The sequence below is a fragment of the Euzebyella marina genome, from assembly GCF_003687485.1.
GTDB classification, from domain to species: Bacteria; Bacteroidota; Bacteroidia; order Flavobacteriales; family Flavobacteriaceae; genus Euzebyella; species Euzebyella marina.
In genome coordinates, this window is the sequence record NZ_CP032050.1 from 3131425 (window position 1) to 3149770 (window position 18346).

General features: G+C 39.6%; 12 protein-coding genes. 11 read left to right on the forward strand and 1 reads right to left on the reverse strand.

The window, feature by feature from the left end:
- Nucleotides 1-118: 118 nt before the first annotated feature.
- Nucleotides 119-952, forward strand: coding sequence for a membrane metalloprotease (locus D1013_RS13485; protein WP_225621458.1), 834 nt, complete (start codon nt 119-121; stop codon nt 950-952).
- On the opposite strand, the gene ccsA is transcribed toward D1013_RS13485, so the two are convergent.
- Nucleotides 953-4135, reverse strand: coding sequence for a cytochrome c biogenesis protein (gene ccsA / locus D1013_RS13490; protein WP_380085120.1), 3183 nt, complete (start codon nt 4133-4135; stop codon nt 953-955).
- A gap of 262 nt (nt 4136-4397) precedes the next feature.
- Here ccsA and D1013_RS13495 point away from each other — a divergent pair, with 262 nt between their 5' ends.
- From D1013_RS13495 to D1013_RS13540, 10 genes are all read left to right on the forward strand, one after another.
- Complete coding sequence (locus D1013_RS13495) at nt 4398-5162, forward strand: Rossmann-like and DUF2520 domain-containing protein (RefSeq protein ID WP_121849332.1); 765 nt, start codon at nt 4398-4400, stop codon at nt 5160-5162.
- Entirely contained in the window at nt 5146-5673 is a 528-nt protein-coding gene (locus tag D1013_RS13500; RefSeq protein WP_121849333.1) for a KdsC family phosphatase, read from the forward strand. Before D1013_RS13495 ends, D1013_RS13500 begins: the two co-directional genes overlap by 17 nt.
- A 3-nt stretch (nt 5674-5676) precedes the next feature.
- Entirely contained in the window at nt 5677-6264 is a 588-nt protein-coding gene (locus tag D1013_RS13505) for a Maf family nucleotide pyrophosphatase (RefSeq protein WP_121849334.1), read from the forward strand.
- A gap of 79 nt (nt 6265-6343) precedes the next feature.
- Complete coding sequence (locus D1013_RS13510) at nt 6344-7270, forward strand: septum formation inhibitor Maf (RefSeq protein WP_121849335.1); 927 nt, start codon at nt 6344-6346, stop codon at nt 7268-7270.
- A gap of 4 nt (nt 7271-7274) precedes the next feature.
- Entirely contained in the window at nt 7275-7820 is a 546-nt protein-coding gene (locus D1013_RS13515) for a mechanosensitive ion channel family protein (protein ID WP_121849336.1), read from the forward strand.
- A gap of 148 nt (nt 7821-7968) precedes the next feature.
- Nucleotides 7969-10506 carry a PIG-L family deacetylase gene (locus tag D1013_RS13520; protein ID WP_121849337.1) on the forward strand — a complete coding sequence of 846 codons (2538 nt, stop codon included), beginning with the start codon at nt 7969-7971 and terminating at the stop codon, nt 10504-10506.
- A gap of 105 nt (nt 10507-10611) precedes the next feature.
- A complete protein-coding gene (locus D1013_RS13525; protein WP_121849338.1) occupies nt 10612-12351 on the forward strand; it encodes a sodium:solute symporter family protein in 1740 nt (579 codons plus the stop codon).
- A 146-nt stretch (nt 12352-12497) separates the two neighbouring features.
- Nucleotides 12498-13547: a LacI family DNA-binding transcriptional regulator gene (locus D1013_RS13530; protein ID WP_121849339.1), complete on the forward strand. Its 1050-nt coding sequence runs from the start codon at nt 12498-12500 to the stop codon at nt 13545-13547.
- Between the two features lie 173 nt (nt 13548-13720).
- Nucleotides 13721-16732: a SusC/RagA family TonB-linked outer membrane protein gene (locus D1013_RS13535; RefSeq protein ID WP_121849340.1), complete on the forward strand. Its 3012-nt coding sequence runs from the start codon at nt 13721-13723 to the stop codon at nt 16730-16732.
- Nucleotides 16733-16741: 9 nt separating this feature from the next.
- Nucleotides 16742-18319 (forward strand): SusD/RagB family nutrient-binding outer membrane lipoprotein, encoded by a 1578-nt coding sequence (locus D1013_RS13540; RefSeq protein WP_121849341.1) that lies wholly within the window; start codon nt 16742-16744, stop codon nt 18317-18319.
- Nucleotides 18320-18346: the final 27 nt, after the last annotated feature.

Sequence of the window (18346 nt, forward strand, 5' to 3'; positions counted from 1 at the left end):
TTATAACTTCATAACACTACAAATATGCAATAAAAATTGGTGGTAGCCCTTGAAAGTTGTTAAAATTCACACTAAATCCAGAAACATTTCCGTTCAACTTTAATAAAAAGTTGTTGCTATGATTAATCGCATTTCAATTCTAGCCCTTTTATTGGGGGCTTTGCTGGTTTTACCCCTTTCCTGTTCGAAAGATTCAGGCAATGAGTCTAATTCCAGTTCAGATGATACCACCAAGACCATTACCGATGAAAATGGTGAAGACCAGGAAGTGAACATTTCAGAAAACAAAAAACTGGTCGGCGATTCTGCCAATGATATTTTGAGTGATGCAACCTATGAATCCATTATCTTTGAAATATTCTACGTCGCGGGTTTCGAACCCAACCAGAATACGGTTGCCAATTTTGAGTCGTTTTTAGAAAATAGACTTAACAAACCGGAAGGTATTACTATTGAGTTGAAAGAAATTGAAAGTCCCGGTCAAGATGCCTATTCGGTAGAAGATATTGCGGCTTTAGAAGATACTATTAGAACAGAATACAATCAAGACAGGCGTTTAGCCGTATCAGGTATTTTTCTGGATGGGGAATACTCTGAAAATACAGAAAACGGTTCCGTTTTAGGAATTGCCTATAGAAACACTTCTTTCGTCATTTTTGAGGAGACCGTTCAAAGTTTTAGTGGGCAGGCTTTTGGCCCAAGTCTTACCGTTCTAGAAAGTACAGTATTGAACCACGAGTTTGGCCATTTAATGGGTATGGTAAATGCAGGTACCCCGATGCAAACAGAACATCAGGACACTGAACACGGAAGGCATTGTATCGATGATAGCTGTTTAATGTACTGGACCGCCGAAACTGGCGAGGGATTGCTCAACATGCTTAGCGGAGGAACGATACCCGACTTCGATAGTCAGTGTTTGGCAGATATACAGGCCAATGGCGGTAAGTAATTAATTATTTATGTAGTTAACCCGATACCTCCATAAGCTTAATGCACCTATAATCAAAGCTCCCAAAGCTATATACCAAACATAATCGGGAGTAATTGCGGCAGAACCGCTCTGACCATAACTATGCAAACCTACTAGGTAATAATTTACGCCAAAATAGGTCATCATGATACTTCCAACAGCAATAAGGCTTAAGAAGTTGAACGTCCACTTTCCTCTTAGGCCGGGAACCAAGCGCATGTGAATTACAAAGGCATACACCATAATAGAAATCAATGCCCATGTTTCTTTGGGATCCCAGCCCCAATAGCGGCCCCAGCTCTCGTTGGCCCATTGACCTCCTAAAAAGTTACCTATGGTCAGCATTACAAGACCCACTGTAAGCACCAATTCATTGATGATGGTCAATTCTTGAATGTTCAGGTCCATTCGCTTTTTGTTCTTTTTTGTGGTAAGAATCATAAGAAGAAGACTTACGAACCCAAGAATAGCACCAACAAACAGAGGACCGTAACTGGCTACGATTACCGCCACATGAATCATCAACCAATAACTATCTAAAACGGGTACAAGGTTTCCTATGGCCGGATCGACCCAATTCTGATGAGCAATCCATAGCAGCATTCCTGTTACGAAGGCAGAAGCAGCTAAGGTAATATCACTCTTTCTCGCAAAAAGAAGCCCCATACCCATAGTGGCCCATGATACGTACAAAATACTCTCATAGGCATTGGTCCACGGGGCATGGCCAGAAATGTACCAACGTAAAATCAAGCCAGCCGTATGCCATAAAAACAGAATAATGATAGTGCCTTTGAAAAAATAATTACCAACCCTCAAAATCGAGCGGTCTTTGAAAATCTGGAATATGAGGATTATGAAAAACAATAAACCGATTAAAGGATATAACCTCCACAACTGATTGAAAATACCAAGCTTGTTGTAAACTACCTCCGTTTCGATTTTACTATCCGGTGGCAATACTTCACTACCGTGATTTTTTTGGTTTTGTTTAAAGGCTTCCAACAATTTATCGGCACCAGAATAGTCATCGGTCTCGATTGCCTTTCTTAACGTCATCAAATAATACGGAACGGAATTTCTAATGAAATTACCATAAAGGCTGTCGGGCACTTGATACTGCCCTCCCCTATACTCAACGGCCGAAATCCATTTATTGTTCTCATCATTCAAGAGAGGAAAAATCTTTACGATTCTTCCACTTAATGCTTGATCGAGCACACTAAGTCTAACATTGGCATCCTTAAAATCCTGCTCAAATTTATTGGGGACATTAGTGGCCGTAGCTTCCCTCAGAAATGGTTCCAATTTGTAATTGCCCCTTTCATCAAAAAAATCGGTTGCCTTGGCATATTTCTGACCTTCAGGAACCCCGATGACATGGCGTATACTATCATTTTGACCCTTTTTATCAATTGCCAAAAATTCTGCATTGTACCACGCTGGAGGGTTCAGCATCATCGAAAGAAAGACTTGGTCGGCATTCATATCGCCAAACTTCTCTTTAAGGCTCAGCTTTCTTAAAAGTTCGGAAGAAAAAGTGTGTATGGGCTTCATTCGCCCAGCTTCATCTTGCACCACCAATTTGCCAAACTTTTCGGCATGCTCTTTTGATACAAGTGTAGTCTTGATTATCGAATCGATTTGAACTTGGGTAGGCATAGTACCGGAATGGTCATGCCCATCATCGGCCGTATGCTCTTGCGCCGATAAACCTAAACTAGCGGCCAAAAACATTACGGTGGCCATTTTAGCTTTCTTTGACTTTAACTTCTCCAAAGACCTTCCTAAATCTTTAAATCTGGTTTTGCCAAAAAACATAATTCCCATTAAACCGATGTATAATAGAAAATAGCCCAGATAGGTGATCCATGTACCCCACTGATCATGGTTTACCGAAAGAATCGTTCCCTTTTCATCGGGGTGAAAGCTAGACTGAAAAAAACGGTACCCTTTATGATCTAATATATTGTTCATAAAAATATCGTAATCGAAAGGTCTTTCGTCTTCTACGGTTACTTTACTCATAAAGCTGGAGTATCCTTTTTCGGTACCAGGATATTTCTCTGCTATAAAATCATTCAATTTTATACTAAAAGGAAGCTCATATACCTTTGAGCCATAGCTCAACATGAAATCGAGCCCGCCGACATTGAACTTCTCAGAAAAATCGGAAGTTCCCTTTCCTCCTAAAAGCTTCTTTTCTACCGTTTCACCATTGGCACTAATTTCAATCACCAAAGCATCAAGAGTAGCTTCGGTCATTTGTGCTTCTGGCACCTTCACAACACCGTAAGATCCTTTTACAATAGGGTCGGGTATTACGAATTGCATGCCTGCCATATTGTATAGCGAACGCAGTTGTAACGGCTGTAAACTGTCGGCCACCACTTGGCCTTGAAGTTGGTCGGCCATTCGCATAAAGCTACCTTCAAAAGGCGATTCAATTTGAAAATCCCCATTCTGGGAATAAATATTGACCGCTCCCTCGGTCTTTTTGTTTAATGAAAAAAGTACATTATGAATACTCGATACCTCACCGCTCTCTAAATAGTGGTCGTGTCTTTGACCATCACCCGCTTCAACGATTTTCAAGTATTCTTTACCGCTTTCATCGGCAATCAGCCCTTCTTCGGCGCCATCAATAAAACCCTTATATGAAATAGTGAAAGGTTGCCCATTAAAATCTGATTTCCAAGGTAGATTCGACTTTATATCTTCTGCGGTAACTATTAAATTTTCCTGAAGTGTCTTCCTTCTTGGTTCCCCATTGATTTCGCCATCTACAAATGCAGTTAAGTAGGTTTTATCGGAGTAGAAAACTTTTTCAGCTTGTCCTTCGCGAATGGGCATCATCCCCTCAAAACTAATATACCTAGTCACAAAGGCCCCGACAATGATTAGTACCCAAGAAAGGTGAAGAACTAGTACCGGCCATTTCTCAACTCTTAAAAGACGGTATCTTTTGATATTTCCGACAAAGTTGATGACAAAAAATACCATAATGGCCTCAAACCACCATGCATTATAGATCCATATTCTTGCTGTCTCAGTGCTGTACTTTGTTTCTATGAAGGTTCCCAAGGCCATGGCTACGGCAAAAGCGATAAACAAAAGGGACATTAAACGAGTAGAAAACAATAATTTTTTAAGCATTTGCATTTTGGAGTAGCTGAATTGGTTTTCAGCTTGCAAAAATACGCCCTTTTTATCACTTGCATATGTAAAGTAACCTTTAATACACCTTTCGAACTGTTAATTGTTATTTAAAATTCTAGGGGCGAAATGTGAAAAAGAGAGATGCAAAATTCACCATAAGAAATCTAAAAACTTTCAAATTAAAGACTCAACCCACCATCGTATATAAGCGAAGAAACGCTCAAACCCTTTTTATGCCAAGAAGAAATATATGTAATTTCGCAGCATGAAAACAGTTACCATCATTGGATCGGGCAATGTAGCATATCATCTCTACAAAGCCTTTTCATTAGCTGAAAATATATTGATCCAACAGGTGGTGGCGAGAAATAAATCTGCATTAGAAACATTTGTTTCTCCAGATAAGCTCTGTACCAACTTTGAAGAGGTCGTTGATTCTGATTTTATTATCATAGCCGTAAGTGACAATGCCGTTGAAAAAATAGCAGGGCTTTTGAAAAACTTTAAGGGAATCATAGTGCATACCTCGGGGGCAACTTCTCTAGGCGTACTGAACAAACATGAAAACCACGGTGTTTTTTATCCGTTGCAAACCTTCAGTAAAAGTCGTGAGGTGGTATTTCAGGACATTCCTATTTGTATTGAGGCTAATACCAAACATAATCACCTTGAATTAAATGAATTGGCTTGTACTATTTCAGGTAATGTTCAAAGGGTGAATTCATCCCAAAGAAGACAGCTACACATGGCAGCGGTATTCGCCAACAACTTCAGCAACCATCTCTTCTACCTCGGAGGAAAGATTTGTGCAGAAAATCAACTTTCATTTTCGATTTTGAAACCTTTGATCAAAGAGACTGTTGATAAATTAGAAGTTTTATCGCCTTATGAGGCCCAAACTGGGCCGGCCAAAAGAAATGACCAGAATACCCTAGAAGCACATCTTTCTATTTTAGAATCAGATTTGCATAAAGATATTTACACCCTATTAAGCCAATCGTTACAAGAAACTTATGGAAAAAAGTTATAAGGAATACCTCAAAAATATCGACACATTTGTTTTTGATGTGGATGGTGTTTTTACCGATAGTACCCTCATCATTACTACAGATGGCGAAATGCTTCGCAAGATGAGCGTTAAAGATGGTTATGCCCTAAAAACCGCTTTGCAGAAGGGATATAAAATTTGTATCATCTCAGGTGGAACGAACGAGGGCGTTCGAAATAGGCTCAGGGCCCTTGGGGTAACCGATATTTATTTGGGAGCACATCATAAATTGGATGCCTTAGAAGAGTATATGGATATTTACGGAATTTCTCCTGAAACCATGTTGTACATGGGCGACGACATACCCGATATACCTGCCATGCAGACGGTTGCCATACCTACCTGTCCGCAAAATGCTGTACCCGAAGTAAAAGCTATTTCTAAGTATGTTTCGCACAAAAATGGCGGCGAGGGTTGTGTAAGAGACGTAATCGAACAGGTGCTTAAAGTAAAGGGTGATTGGCTGGATAATTATAGTGCTTCGAATGATTAAATCATGTTACAAGACCAATTAAAAAATTACAACTTGATCCTGGCCTCGGGCTCACCCAGAAGAAAACAGTTTTTGATGGATATGGGGCTCGATTTTGAAATACGTATGAAGTCGGTCGAAGAATCGTATCCCGAACATTTAGAAGGAGGTGATATATCAGATTTTTTAGCAAAATTGAAAGCAGAGCCTCTAAAAGAAAGTCTCTCGTCAAAAGATATTTTATTAACTTCTGACACCGTGGTGTGGCACAATAAAAAGTCATTGGCAAAGGCCTCCAATGAAATGGAAGCCGTTGATATGCTAGAAACCATGTCAGGAGATTGGCATCAAGTAATTACCTCCGTCTGTTTCACCACCACAGAAGCACAAAAAATTGTTAGACAAGTTACCGAAGTGAAATTTGCGAAACTATCTAGGCAAGAGATTGACCATTACATTTCAACCTTTAAACCCTACGACAAGGCTGGTGCATATGGCATACAAGAATGGATAGGCCTGGTGGGTATTGAAGAAATCAAGGGCTCTTACACTAATGTGGTCGGTCTACCCACACAATTGGTATATACCACCTTGTACGAAATGACAAAATAGTCGCTCCACTTTAAAATTAGAGCATATGTCCTTTTGTTTTAGGACAAAAAACCTGTTTTTTAAAAATAAAACTACAATCATGGCTCGTCAATTTATCATTATAGCTTTGTTCTTATCCTTTATCTCTTGCAGGGATAAGAATGAGAAACAATTATTGGAAAATGAGAACAATAAGGAAGCTGTAAAGTCAAAACCAAAAAAAAGTCTTTCGGAAGAATTTAAAAATTACTGGTATGCAGGCGATGCCGAAATTACTTCTTACAACCTGCAACAAGCAAGGTATGGCGAAACTCGAGACGGAAAGGCGGTCCTAATATATGTTACCGAACCGTTTTTACCCGAAAAGCAGGTAAAGGCAGATGGTCATGATCCCGAGAACATTCCTGTGTTAAAGTTGAATACCACCAAAAACTATTTAACGGGAATATACCCCTACTCCATTATGACCAGTTCGTTTTACCCCGTACACAATGATCGGCATGCGCTAAAAGTATCCTTCTCTTCTCAAGAATGGTGCGGTCAGGTATATGCCCAGATTAATAATAGAACTGAATTTGAAATCTCATCACATTCCTATTTTGAAAACGAGGCCGACCAAAAGTTTGCTATAAGCAAAGAAGTTTTGGAAAATGAACTGTGGAACCAAATTCGAATCGATCCAAAAAGTTTACCTCAGGGGGAGTTTGAAGTGGTTCCTTCGTTGGAGTATATTCGTTTATCCCATAAAGAACTTCGCTCTTACAAAGCCAACTTAAACCTTACTTCTGAAGGTGAAAGTTTCTCATACGAAATAAGCTACCCGGAACTAAATCGCACCCTGAAGATTGAATTTTCAAATCAGTTTCCTTACCAAATTAGCGGATGGTCAGAAACTTTTGAAAGTGGTTTTGGCCCCAATGCCAAACAGATGACCTCTGTTGCCACAAAAATCGAAACTTTAAAAACTCCTTATTGGAAACAAAACGGAAATAAGGATTTATCTTTGCGCGACAGTTTAGGATTGTGATTTTATGGAAGAATTTCTGAGTAGTTATAAAAATGAATTTTTGGCCACCATTATTACCCTCGTGGTCATTATTTTTCTTAAATACTTACTTGACAAAACCATTCGGAAAATTGGTCGAATCAGCAATATCGCCGAGCCGAGAACCGTGCTGATAAGCAAGTATGTTTCAGGTCTTTTGACCATTATTGGTTTGGGCATTATTTTCTTTATATGGGGTTTCGATTACAAAGAAGTTGGCTTGGTCTTTTCGTCGGTGTTTGCCGTCATAGGTGTTGCCTTGTTCGCCAGCTGGTCTATTTTAAGCAATGTTACAGCAGGGGTCGTGCTCTTTTTCTCTTTCCCCTTTAAAATTGGGGACCGCGTCAAAATTTTGGATAAGGAAATCAATTCTGACGAGGCCTATCTAATCGAAGACATCAAAGCCTTTCACGTAAGTCTGCGCAAAGAGAACGGAGAGTTACTGGTTTATCCTAATAACCTTTTAATGCAAAAGGCGGTAACATTGGTTTACAATTTAGAAGAAACGCCTGACGGAACCGAAGAAACGTAATGACGTTTGGTTCGGTTGTATAAGCACTTTTTAATTTTCTTTTTGTTAAAGAAGTTCTAAAAAAACGGAGCAGCCCTGTAAACTTTCTATCTTTGAGTATATCCCCCTTTTGAAATTTAGGTGGATTGCAGCCACAAAAACCAACACTATGCGTCAACTATTGGTGTTTTTTGTCGGAATATTTTTTTTCCGTAACATCGCCTATGCACAACCTCCAGTTCAGTATTCTTCTTCAGAAATATACCATTCATTACAAAAACTTAACTTTCTAGGAACGGCTCTATATCTAGCGGCGCACCCCGACGATGAAAACACTAGATTGATATCTTACCTTTCAAATGAGGTGAAGGCTAGAACGGCCTATTTATCCCTTACCAGAGGTGACGGGGGGCAAAATCTGATAGGCCCTGAACTCAGGGAATTATTAGGCGTACTCAGAACCCAAGAATTATTGGCCGCACGTTCTGTTGATGGCGGGGAGCAATTCTTTTCTAGAGCCAATGATTTTGGTTATTCAAAACATCCTGACGAAACCTTGGAAATATGGCAAAAAGAGGAGGTTTTGGGTGACGTAGTTTGGGCAATCAGAAAGTTTAAACCGGACGTTATTATTAATCGGTTCGACCACCGAAGCCCGGGTAGCACCCACGGGCACCATACTTCATCTGCAATGCTGAGCCATGAGGCTTTTGATCTTGCCAATGATCCAAAGGCATATCCCCAACAATTAAAGCATACTCAAGCATGGCAGCCAAAAAGATTGTTTTTTAATACCTCATGGTGGTTTTATGGCAGTCAAGAAAATTTTGAGAAAGCCGACAAATCGAACCTCCTAAAATTGGATATCGGTGTCTACTACCCCATTTTAGGAAAATCAAATAATGAAATTGCGGCGTTGGCCAGCAGTCAACATCTCTGTCAGGGTTTTGGTAGGCTATCGACCCGAGGAACAGAAGATGAGTATATCGAACTATTGAAAGGTGATTTGCCAAAAGACAAGAACAATATTTTTGATGGTATCGATACGACATGGTCACGAGTTGAAGGCGGTGAGGCCATAGGTAAAATTTTGTACGATGTCGAGGCCCATTTTAACTTTAAAGACCCTTCGGCCCATCTATCACAATTATTGGAGGCATATGACCTTCTTCAAAATATAAAAGACGCCCATTGGAAAAATGTTAAGTCAAAAGAATTAAGAGACCTTATAGCCCAAATATCAGGACTTTATTTTGAGGCCTCTTCGCAGAGCGAATCAAGTAACCCTGGTGAATCGGTACAATTAGACATTGAACTGGTCAACCGAAGCAAGAATACCATAAAACTGGTTTCTGTAAAGGTTGATCCGAGCGGTGCTCAGATAACGCCCTCCATAAGTCTAGGTGCCAATCAAAAAAAGAATTTTGAACTTGAGGTGAAACTGCCAGAAAATGCGGCTTTTACCAGTGCCTATTGGCTTCGCGATCCGGGTAGCCTAGGCATGTACAAAGTTGACAATCCGCTTCTTATCGGAAAGCCCGAAACTCCGCCCGCTTTGAATGCCAAATTCGAACTTGATTTTGATGGTCAATCTATCGTATTTGAAAAGCCGGTAAGATATCGCTTTGCCAAACCTGACAAAGGTGAACTATTTCAACCATTTGAAGTGTTACCTAAAGCCACGGCCAGTATTGCTGACAAAGTTCTGATTTTTGCGGATGGAGATTCAAAAAACATTCCGGTTACGGTAACCACCCATGCCTCGAATGTGGAAGGAACTATTCATCTAGACGCCTCTGAAGGTTGGAATATTGAAGATTCTACCCAAAAATTTGAAATTTTAAAAAAGGGAGATTCTCAAACTTTCTATTTTAGAGTAACACCGCCAAGTGATGAAAATCAGGGTAAGTTAATTCCTGAAGTAACGGTCGCTGGTAAAACAGTTTCCAAAGAACTTGTTACGATCGATTATAGCCACGTACCCAAGCAAAGTGTTCTTTTACCATCAGAAGTTAAGGCCGTACGTCTTGATATTCACAAGAGTGGCGAACATATTGGATACATAACGGGGGCTGGTGATAACGTACCAGAAAGCTTAAGGCAAATTGGTTACATTGTTCATACCATAGCGCCAGAAACCATTTCAAGTGCTTCACTTGATAAATATGATGCCGTAGTAGTAGGCATTCGGGCATATAATGTGGTCAACGAACTTAAGTTTAAGCAACGTTACCTTTTTGATTATGTAGAGAACGGTGGCAATTTGATTATTCAATACAATACCGCCGGAAGATGGGACAAACAGTTTGATCAGATAGCCCCTTATCCCATTACCATATCTCGAGATAGGGTCACCGATGAAAATTCGGCCGTTACCATTCTTGAGCCTAAGCACGATTTGGTCACAACCCCGAATCAGATAAACTTGAACGATTTTAATGGTTGGGTTCAGGAAAGAGGATTATATTTCCCTAATGAATGGAGTAAAGAATTTACCCCGATACTTTCAATGAAAGACAAAGGGGAATCAGCATTGACAGGCAGTCTTTTGGTAGCCCCTTACGGAAAAGGCCATTATATTTACACGGGACTAAGCTTTTTTAGGGAGTTACCCGCAGGTGTACCAGGAGCCTACAAACTTTTCGCTAATATGCTATCTTTAGGCAAATCGGAATCAACAGCCAATCAACCGGAAATAAAAGGTTAAAAATGCTCGAAAAATCGAATTGGAAGAAAGAGTACACCATTGTTTTGGTTCTCAATATAATTTACGTTCTTATTTTCTGTTACCTAATGATATCATTTAAGTAACATGGGAGTACTGGATTGGATCATACTGGGCGGTACCTTACTTTTCATAGTAGCATACGGCGTTTGGCGAACCCGTGGCAGCGATAATGTCAGTGACTATGTGGGTGGTGGTAAAGATGCCAAATGGTGGACTATCGGTCTATCGGTCATGGCGACTCAAGCGAGTGCTATTACTTTCTTATCTACCCCAGGCCAAGCATTTCATGACGGTATGGGTTTCGTACAATTTTATTTGGGGCTGCCTTTGGCCATGATTATCATTTGTCTGGTTTTCGTGCCCATATACCACAAATTAAAAGTCTATACGGCTTACGAATTCTTAGAAAATAGATTTGATTTAAAAACCAGATCGCTGGCTGCCATTTTGTTTCTTTTACAACGCGGACTTGCAGCCGGTATTACCATCTACGCGCCGGCCATCATTTTATCGGCCGTGTTAGGTTGGGATTTGAGAACATTGAACATAATAATAGGTATACTGGTTATAATTTATACCGTTTCCGGGGGAACAAAGGCAGTGAGTGTCACCCAAAAACAACAGATGTTCATCATCATGACCGGTATGTTCATCACCTTCTTTTTTATTTTGGGGCATCTGCCGGCAGACATCAATTTATCTAAGGCCATGAAGATAGCTGGTGCTACCGATAAATTGAATATCATAGATTTCAGTTTTGACCCTAAAAGTCGGTATACGTTTTGGAGCGGAATTACCGGAGGACTATTCTTGGCCTTGGCTTATTTCGGTACAGACCAAAGCCAAGTTCAACGATATCTTTCCGGAAAATCGGTTAGGGAAAGCCAATTAGGTTTGGTGTTCAATGGTATTTTTAAGATTCCCATGCAGTTTTTCATTCTTCTGGTGGGGATTATGGTCTTTGTTTTCTATCAGTACAACCCTTCTCCCTTAAACTTCAATCCTGCTGCTACAGCTGCCGTAATGGGTTCTGAACAAGCAAAAGATTATGAAATTTTGCAAAAAGGACAGCAGACTTTAGAGGAATCGAAAAAAATAGCCCTGAACAAATTTTCGACCGCTTTGGAGCTAAAAGAATATGCCGCTGTTGAAGATGCCAAACAACAAATAATCACCCTCAATGTAAAGGACAGTACCAACAGGGCCGCTGCGAAGGCATTGATACAACAGGCTGACGGTACCGTAGAAACAAACGATAAAGATTATGTGTTTATCCACTTTATTCTAAATAACCTGCCTAGAGGCCTTATAGGCCTACTTTTGGCGGTAATATTGTCCGCTGCCATGTCCTCGACCGCATCTGAACTGAACGCCCTCGGTACAATTACCGCTCTTGACCTCTACAAAAGAAACAATAAAGAAGAGTTAACCGATAAACAATATGTGAAGTATACAAAACTTTTTACCCTTCTATGGGGTGTTCTGGCCATATTGATAGCTAGCTTTGCCAATCTATTCGATAATCTGATACAATTGGTCAATATCATTGGTTCCGTTTTTTACGGCAATGTATTAGGTATATTTCTATTAGCTTTCTTTTTCAAATTTGTCAAAGGCAATGCCGTATTCTTTGCGGCGATACTTACACAACTCATTGTCTTTGTACTTTTTTATTCCCTCATATTTATTTATCCGTCCGGGGATGAAAAATTAGGATACCTCTGGTTGAACTTTATTGGTTCGGCTTTGGTCATCGTTATCTCATTAGCTTTTGAAGGCTTTGATAGATTTCTTAAAAAATCGCCCGTTAAAACTTCAATATAATTGAAAATTAGCGGCTTATATTTTACTGATTCTCAAACAATTCTTAATATCTCTTAATTTTTAAAGTCTTTTTAACAAAAGATTTATATTTGATTACCGAAAGCTTAAACGATTGCGTTTAGTCACTAACCAGACTTCCCGTTTTAATGACCAAAAAGAAATACACTATAAAGGACATAGCCAAAATGGCTGGTGTCTCAAAAGGTACCGTTGACAGGGTACTTCATAAAAGAGGAAAAGTATCTGACGAGGCACATGACAAAGTAAAACGTGTACTTGGGGAAATAGACTACCAACCTAATCCCATCGCACGAAACCTCAAAAGAAATAAAGTATACAGAATTTGTGTCTTGATGCCCGATTGGCAAATTGACCCCTATTGGCAACCTGCCGAACAAGGTATTCTAGAGGCTATAAACGAGTTCAGTGCTTTTGGTGTAATTGTTGACCAATATTTTTACCATCCTTATCAAAAAGAATCATTTACGAGTAAATCGAAAGAAATATTAGTATCGAAGCCAGATGTCATCTTAATGGCACCCCTCTTTCAAGAAGAGTCGATTGAAATACTTAAAGAATGTCGTGAAAATAAGATAAGGGCCGCCCTATTCAATAACTATATAAACACCTTAAACGGAGAGATTTTCGTTGGTCAAGATTTGTTTCAGAGTGGTAAAGTAGCTGCCGGTCTAATCGATAAGGTGGTTAGTAAAGATGCTACTATACTGGTTCTACATTTGGACAAAGAAGACCACATGGAGCTCAAAGAAAAAGGATTCTTGAATTATTTTGATGAGCGTGACCATTCGAATCACAAAATTTTAAGCGAAGCTGTACCAACGAGTCATCAGGATGAATTAAAGAAACAAGTGGCTCAATTATATAAAAGCCATCCGGAAATTTCTGCCATTTTCATCACCAACTCAAAGTCTCACAAATTTGTTTCTTTATTTTCCGAAATAGCTAATTCTTCTAAAAGTCCCGTAATTGTTGGGTATGATCTTTTACCAGAAAATATAGATTACCTTAATAAGGGACAGATTGAATTTCTAATCCATCAAAAGCCCAAAAGACAAGCTTATCTTGGTATTAGTTATTTCGCCGAATACTTCCTATTCGGTAAAGAGGTTCCTTCCCGCATGCTACTTCCCATCGACATTATTACCTCAGAGAACGTAACATACTATTTAGAATAACAGCAGTTTAAGAGTCTGTAATTGCGAATTTACTAGATTCACCCTTCTTTTTTTTAGGAGTGTGTGCTCGAACACATTTTTCTTGCAAAACCTCTTGTCTGTTAAAAATTTTAGTTTAAATTCACAGAACCTTAATAAAATGTTAAACTAACTTCACGCTAAAAACCAACATTATGATTAAAAGACTAATTGTGTGTTTTGCGCTCCTTTTGGGAACCTATCCCCTAATGGCGCAAGACAAAACGGTGACCGGTACGGTTACTGATGCGAACGATGGTGCCCCCTTACCTGGCGTAAACGTTTTGGTTCAGGGCACTACCAATGGGACCCAAACCGATTTTGATGGTAATTACTCCATTGAGGCGGCAGAAGGGGACATTCTAGTATTCTCTTATTTGGGCACTAAAACACAAACCGCGACTGTGGGCTCCACTAATACTGTAGATGTAGCTATGGAAGAAGATGCGAGTCAACTCGATGAGGTCGTAGTTACTGCTCTAGGTATCAAAAGGCAGGAAAAGACCTTAACCTATGCTCAACAATCTGTAGACTCTGACGAATTGACCAAAACAAGAGACCCTAACTTTATGAACGCACTCTCTGGTAAGACAGCCGGTGTCGAAATCAAAAAAAGTAGCTCAGGTGCAGGTGGTTCAACAAAAATACTTCTCAGGGGTAACAAATCTTTAAGTGGCGATAGCTCTCCACTATTTGTAATCGATGGTATTCCAATGGCGAACAATAAAGGCGGCCAACCTGGTATGTGGGGTGGTAGCGATAGTGGTGATGGTCTTTCGGCCATAAACCCAGATGACATTGAAAGCATAAGTATTCTTCGAGGTGCTAATGCCGCGGTACTGTATGGTAGCCAAGGAGCTAATGGTGTAGTCTTAATTACTACAAAAAGTGGTTCTCAAGGAAAAACAACTGTGACGGTAAATAGTAGTTACACTTTCGAACACTATCTTGAATTACCAGATTTACAATATAAATATGGAGCCATAGGGGCTGCTAAAGAAAGTTGGGACACTACTCCTGGTGATTACCAAAGCGATTATGTTGAAGATTTCTTTCAAACAGGCCACAACTTTTTCAATTCAGTAAGTGTTAGTGGTGGAACTGATAAAACGCAGGCTTACTTCTCTTATGGTAACATTAGTGCTACCGGTATCACGCCGATGAACAAATACCTGAAAAACAACTTTACTTTTAAGCAATCTACTAAACTGTTCAATGATAAATTAACCATTACATCCAATGTGATAGGTGCTGTTGAAAGTAGCAAGAATAGGCTTCCTTCAGGATATTATCTAAATCCTCTAACAGGTTTATACTTCTTTCCTAGAAATCGGAATTTCTATAATTATAAAAATAATTATGAAGTTTTTGACCAAGAAAGAAATATCATGGCGCAAAACTGGTTCGTTTCTGACCATCATCAGTCCAACCCATACTGGATATTGAACAACGAACCTCAAACTGATAGACGTGATCGCTTTATCGGAAATTTGACGCTTAGTTATGATATCATGGATAACCTAAGTCTTCAAGTAAGAGGTAATTACGATTATGCAACAATAACTAAAGAACAGCAGCATGCTGCTACGTCAAACTCAACAAACGTTCATCCTAACGGTGCTTGGGACTACCAAAAGTATCAAGATAAGCTATTATATACAGATGCTATTTTGAATTATAACACTGATTTAGGAGAAGATTTTAGTTTAAATGCTACCCTAGGAGCGAGTCATCAAGAAACAAAGTACGGAATTGGTGTTCAGGTTAACACGGGTACATTGGGTTTACTTTATCCTAATGAGTTTTATTTTCAGAACTTACCAACTAACGTTCAAGTACAGTCAATTACAAATGGAACGATAATTAAAGAGGGTATTTTCGCTAATGCCCAAATAGGTTTCAAAGAAATGCTTTTCTTAGACATTCAAGGCCGTAATGACTGGGCCTCCACCTTAGCCTTAACAGGTAACGACTCCTATTTCTACCCTTCATTGGGTCTAACAGCGCTCTTGAGCGAAATGTTTACCCTACCGGAAGCCATTAGCTTCTTGAAATTAAGAGGTTCTTGGACTCAAGTCGGTAATGAAGTTCCTTTTAACAGAATCAACCCGCAGAACAGTATTACGGCAAATGGTGGGGTTAGCAGAAATACCACAAGACCATTTTTGGATGCTAAACCCGAAATTATAACAAGTTCTGAAGTGGGTGCGGATTTACGTTTCTTCAACAATCGATTAGGATTAGATTTTACTTATTACTTTATTAAGAGTGAAGACCAATATATTTCTGTACCTACAACCTCGGGTCAAGGGGGATATACTCAAGAGTACATCAACGCTGGTGAGATAACCAACAAAGGGGTTGAAATAACCTTAAATACTATTCCTATCCAGTCAGAAGATTTTGAATGGAGCTCATCTTTTAACTTTACTTCTAATAGAAACGAAGTAGTAGATATAGGGCCAGATGACGAACGTATTTTTAACCTTGGTTCATCGGAGGGCTACTATTCACGACTTATCGAGGGCGGAAGATATAATGACCTTTATGTGAATAAATTCTTAAGGGATGATCAAGGTAGAATTATATTCAGTGAAGGCGCTCCTAGAAAAACCGATCTTCCAGAGTTAATTGGAAATCTTGACCCTAAAGCGAGTTTAGGCTGGAACAACAGTGTAAGTTTCAAAAGATTTACTTTTGGTGCCTTAATAAATGCCAAGTTCGGTGGCAAAGTATTTAGCCAAACCCAATCAATGCTAGATGGTTATGGTGTATCTCAAGTAACTGCCGATGCTCGCGACGCCGGCGGAGTAACAGTAAATGGGGTAGATGAGGCAACAGGCGCAGCTATTACCACTGTAGATGCCGAAACATGGTATCGAGCTATTGGCGACAGAAACGGTGTGGGTGAAGCCTACGTTTATGACCGAACCAATGTAAAATTAAGTCAGCTTTCAGTTGGGTACAATTTTGATCTTTCAAACTCTGGATTACCGATACAAGCGGCCAGTTTATCTTTTATAGGTAACAACTTGTTCTTTTTCTATAAAGATGCGCCATTTGATCCTGAATTAGCTATCAGTACGAACCAAAATGCACAAGGTTTGGACAATTTTAACCTACCTTCTACTGGAACGTACGGGTTTAATCTAAAACTAACTTTCTAAAAAAATAGCATGAAAAAACTTTTATATCTCTTAGCCATGGTAGTGGCCTTCAATTCATGTACAGATGATTTTGAAGAGGTAAATACGAATCCCTACCAGATATCAACCGAATCCCTCAAGCAAGATTTTAATCATGTTGGCGCGTTCTATCCATCGATGTTGAGTCAAATTTTCGGGAACCAGGTAGATCACAACCTAACAAATGTATCTTATGCTCAACATTTGGCGCAGCCAACTCCTTTTACCGGAAATGTTAATAACACAACCTATTACATACGCTGGAACGGATACTGGGCCCGTGAATACAACAATATTATGGCCCCGGCTAAGCAAGTAATCGAACTTGCAGAAGCAGATGGTTATTTTATGTTTGCAGAATGGGCAAATTTGATTAAAATTTTATCTATGTCCAGGGTGACTTCTTTTTACGGACCGATTATTTATACAGATTTTGGTAGTGAAGGGGATGTAACCTATGATAGCGAACAAGATTTGTATAATGCATTCTTCAGTGATTTAGATAGAATAATTGAGACCTTCAATTCGAACACAGATTATACCGGTCTTTCAGATTTTGACGCCAGCTACGGCGGAGACGTGGCCATGTGGGCTAAATATGCCAATTCTTTAAGACTTCAATTAGCCATGCGTGTTTCCAAAGTAGATCCTGCCTTAGCGAAAACGCAAGGTGAAAAAGCACTAGCAGATCCTGCCGGGTTGATTGAGGCCAATTCTGAGAATATGAATATTTCTCTATACGGAAATAAATTTCATCCCGCTCAAATATGTTTTGAATGGAATGATACCCGCATGAGTGCAACTATGGAATCAGTTTTAGTAGGTTATCAAGATCCTAGAATTCATTCCTTCTTTGATCCTGTTGATGATTTATCATTAGTGAGTGATCACCCTGAATTTCCCTATAAAGGTATTCGCAACGGTGGTGAATTAGTTGCAAAAGATGATCATCTTCCTTTTTCTACAATTGACCTTAGTTTTAATGATCCAGGAGCTGTTACTGAGAGAAAAGTGTTGAGTGCCGATGAAGTATTCTTTCTTAAGGCTGAGGCGGCCTTGCGTGGTTGGGTCGGTGCAGGTGATGCACAGACCAATTATGAAGATGGTGTTAAAGCTTCATTTGAATTATGGGGTGCAGGTGGCGTAGATGCTTATCTTGCCGACAATACTAGTTTGCCCATAGATTATGACGAACCTATATATCCTGATCCAATTAATGATTTTACGAATCAAATAACTGCCACTATTGCTTGGGATGAAAGTGCTGATAATGAAACCAAATTGGAAAAGATAATTACTCAAAAATGGATTGCCGCATATACCAATGAAATGGAGGCTTGGGTAGATTTTAGAAGAACTGGGTATCCCAAATTACCTCCTGTCTATCAAAATAGTAGTAACTCTGATTGGGGTGTGGTTCCAGAAGGTGAGTTTATTAAAAGAATGCCATTCGTAAACGATGAACGAGAGAATAATCCTGCTGGAGTAGCCGATGCTACGTCAAAGCTGGGAGGACCAGACGAAATCAACACCCGCCTTTGGTGGGATACAGGCGGACCGAATTTTTAATTGCCCTGATTTATTAATTGTTTGCTA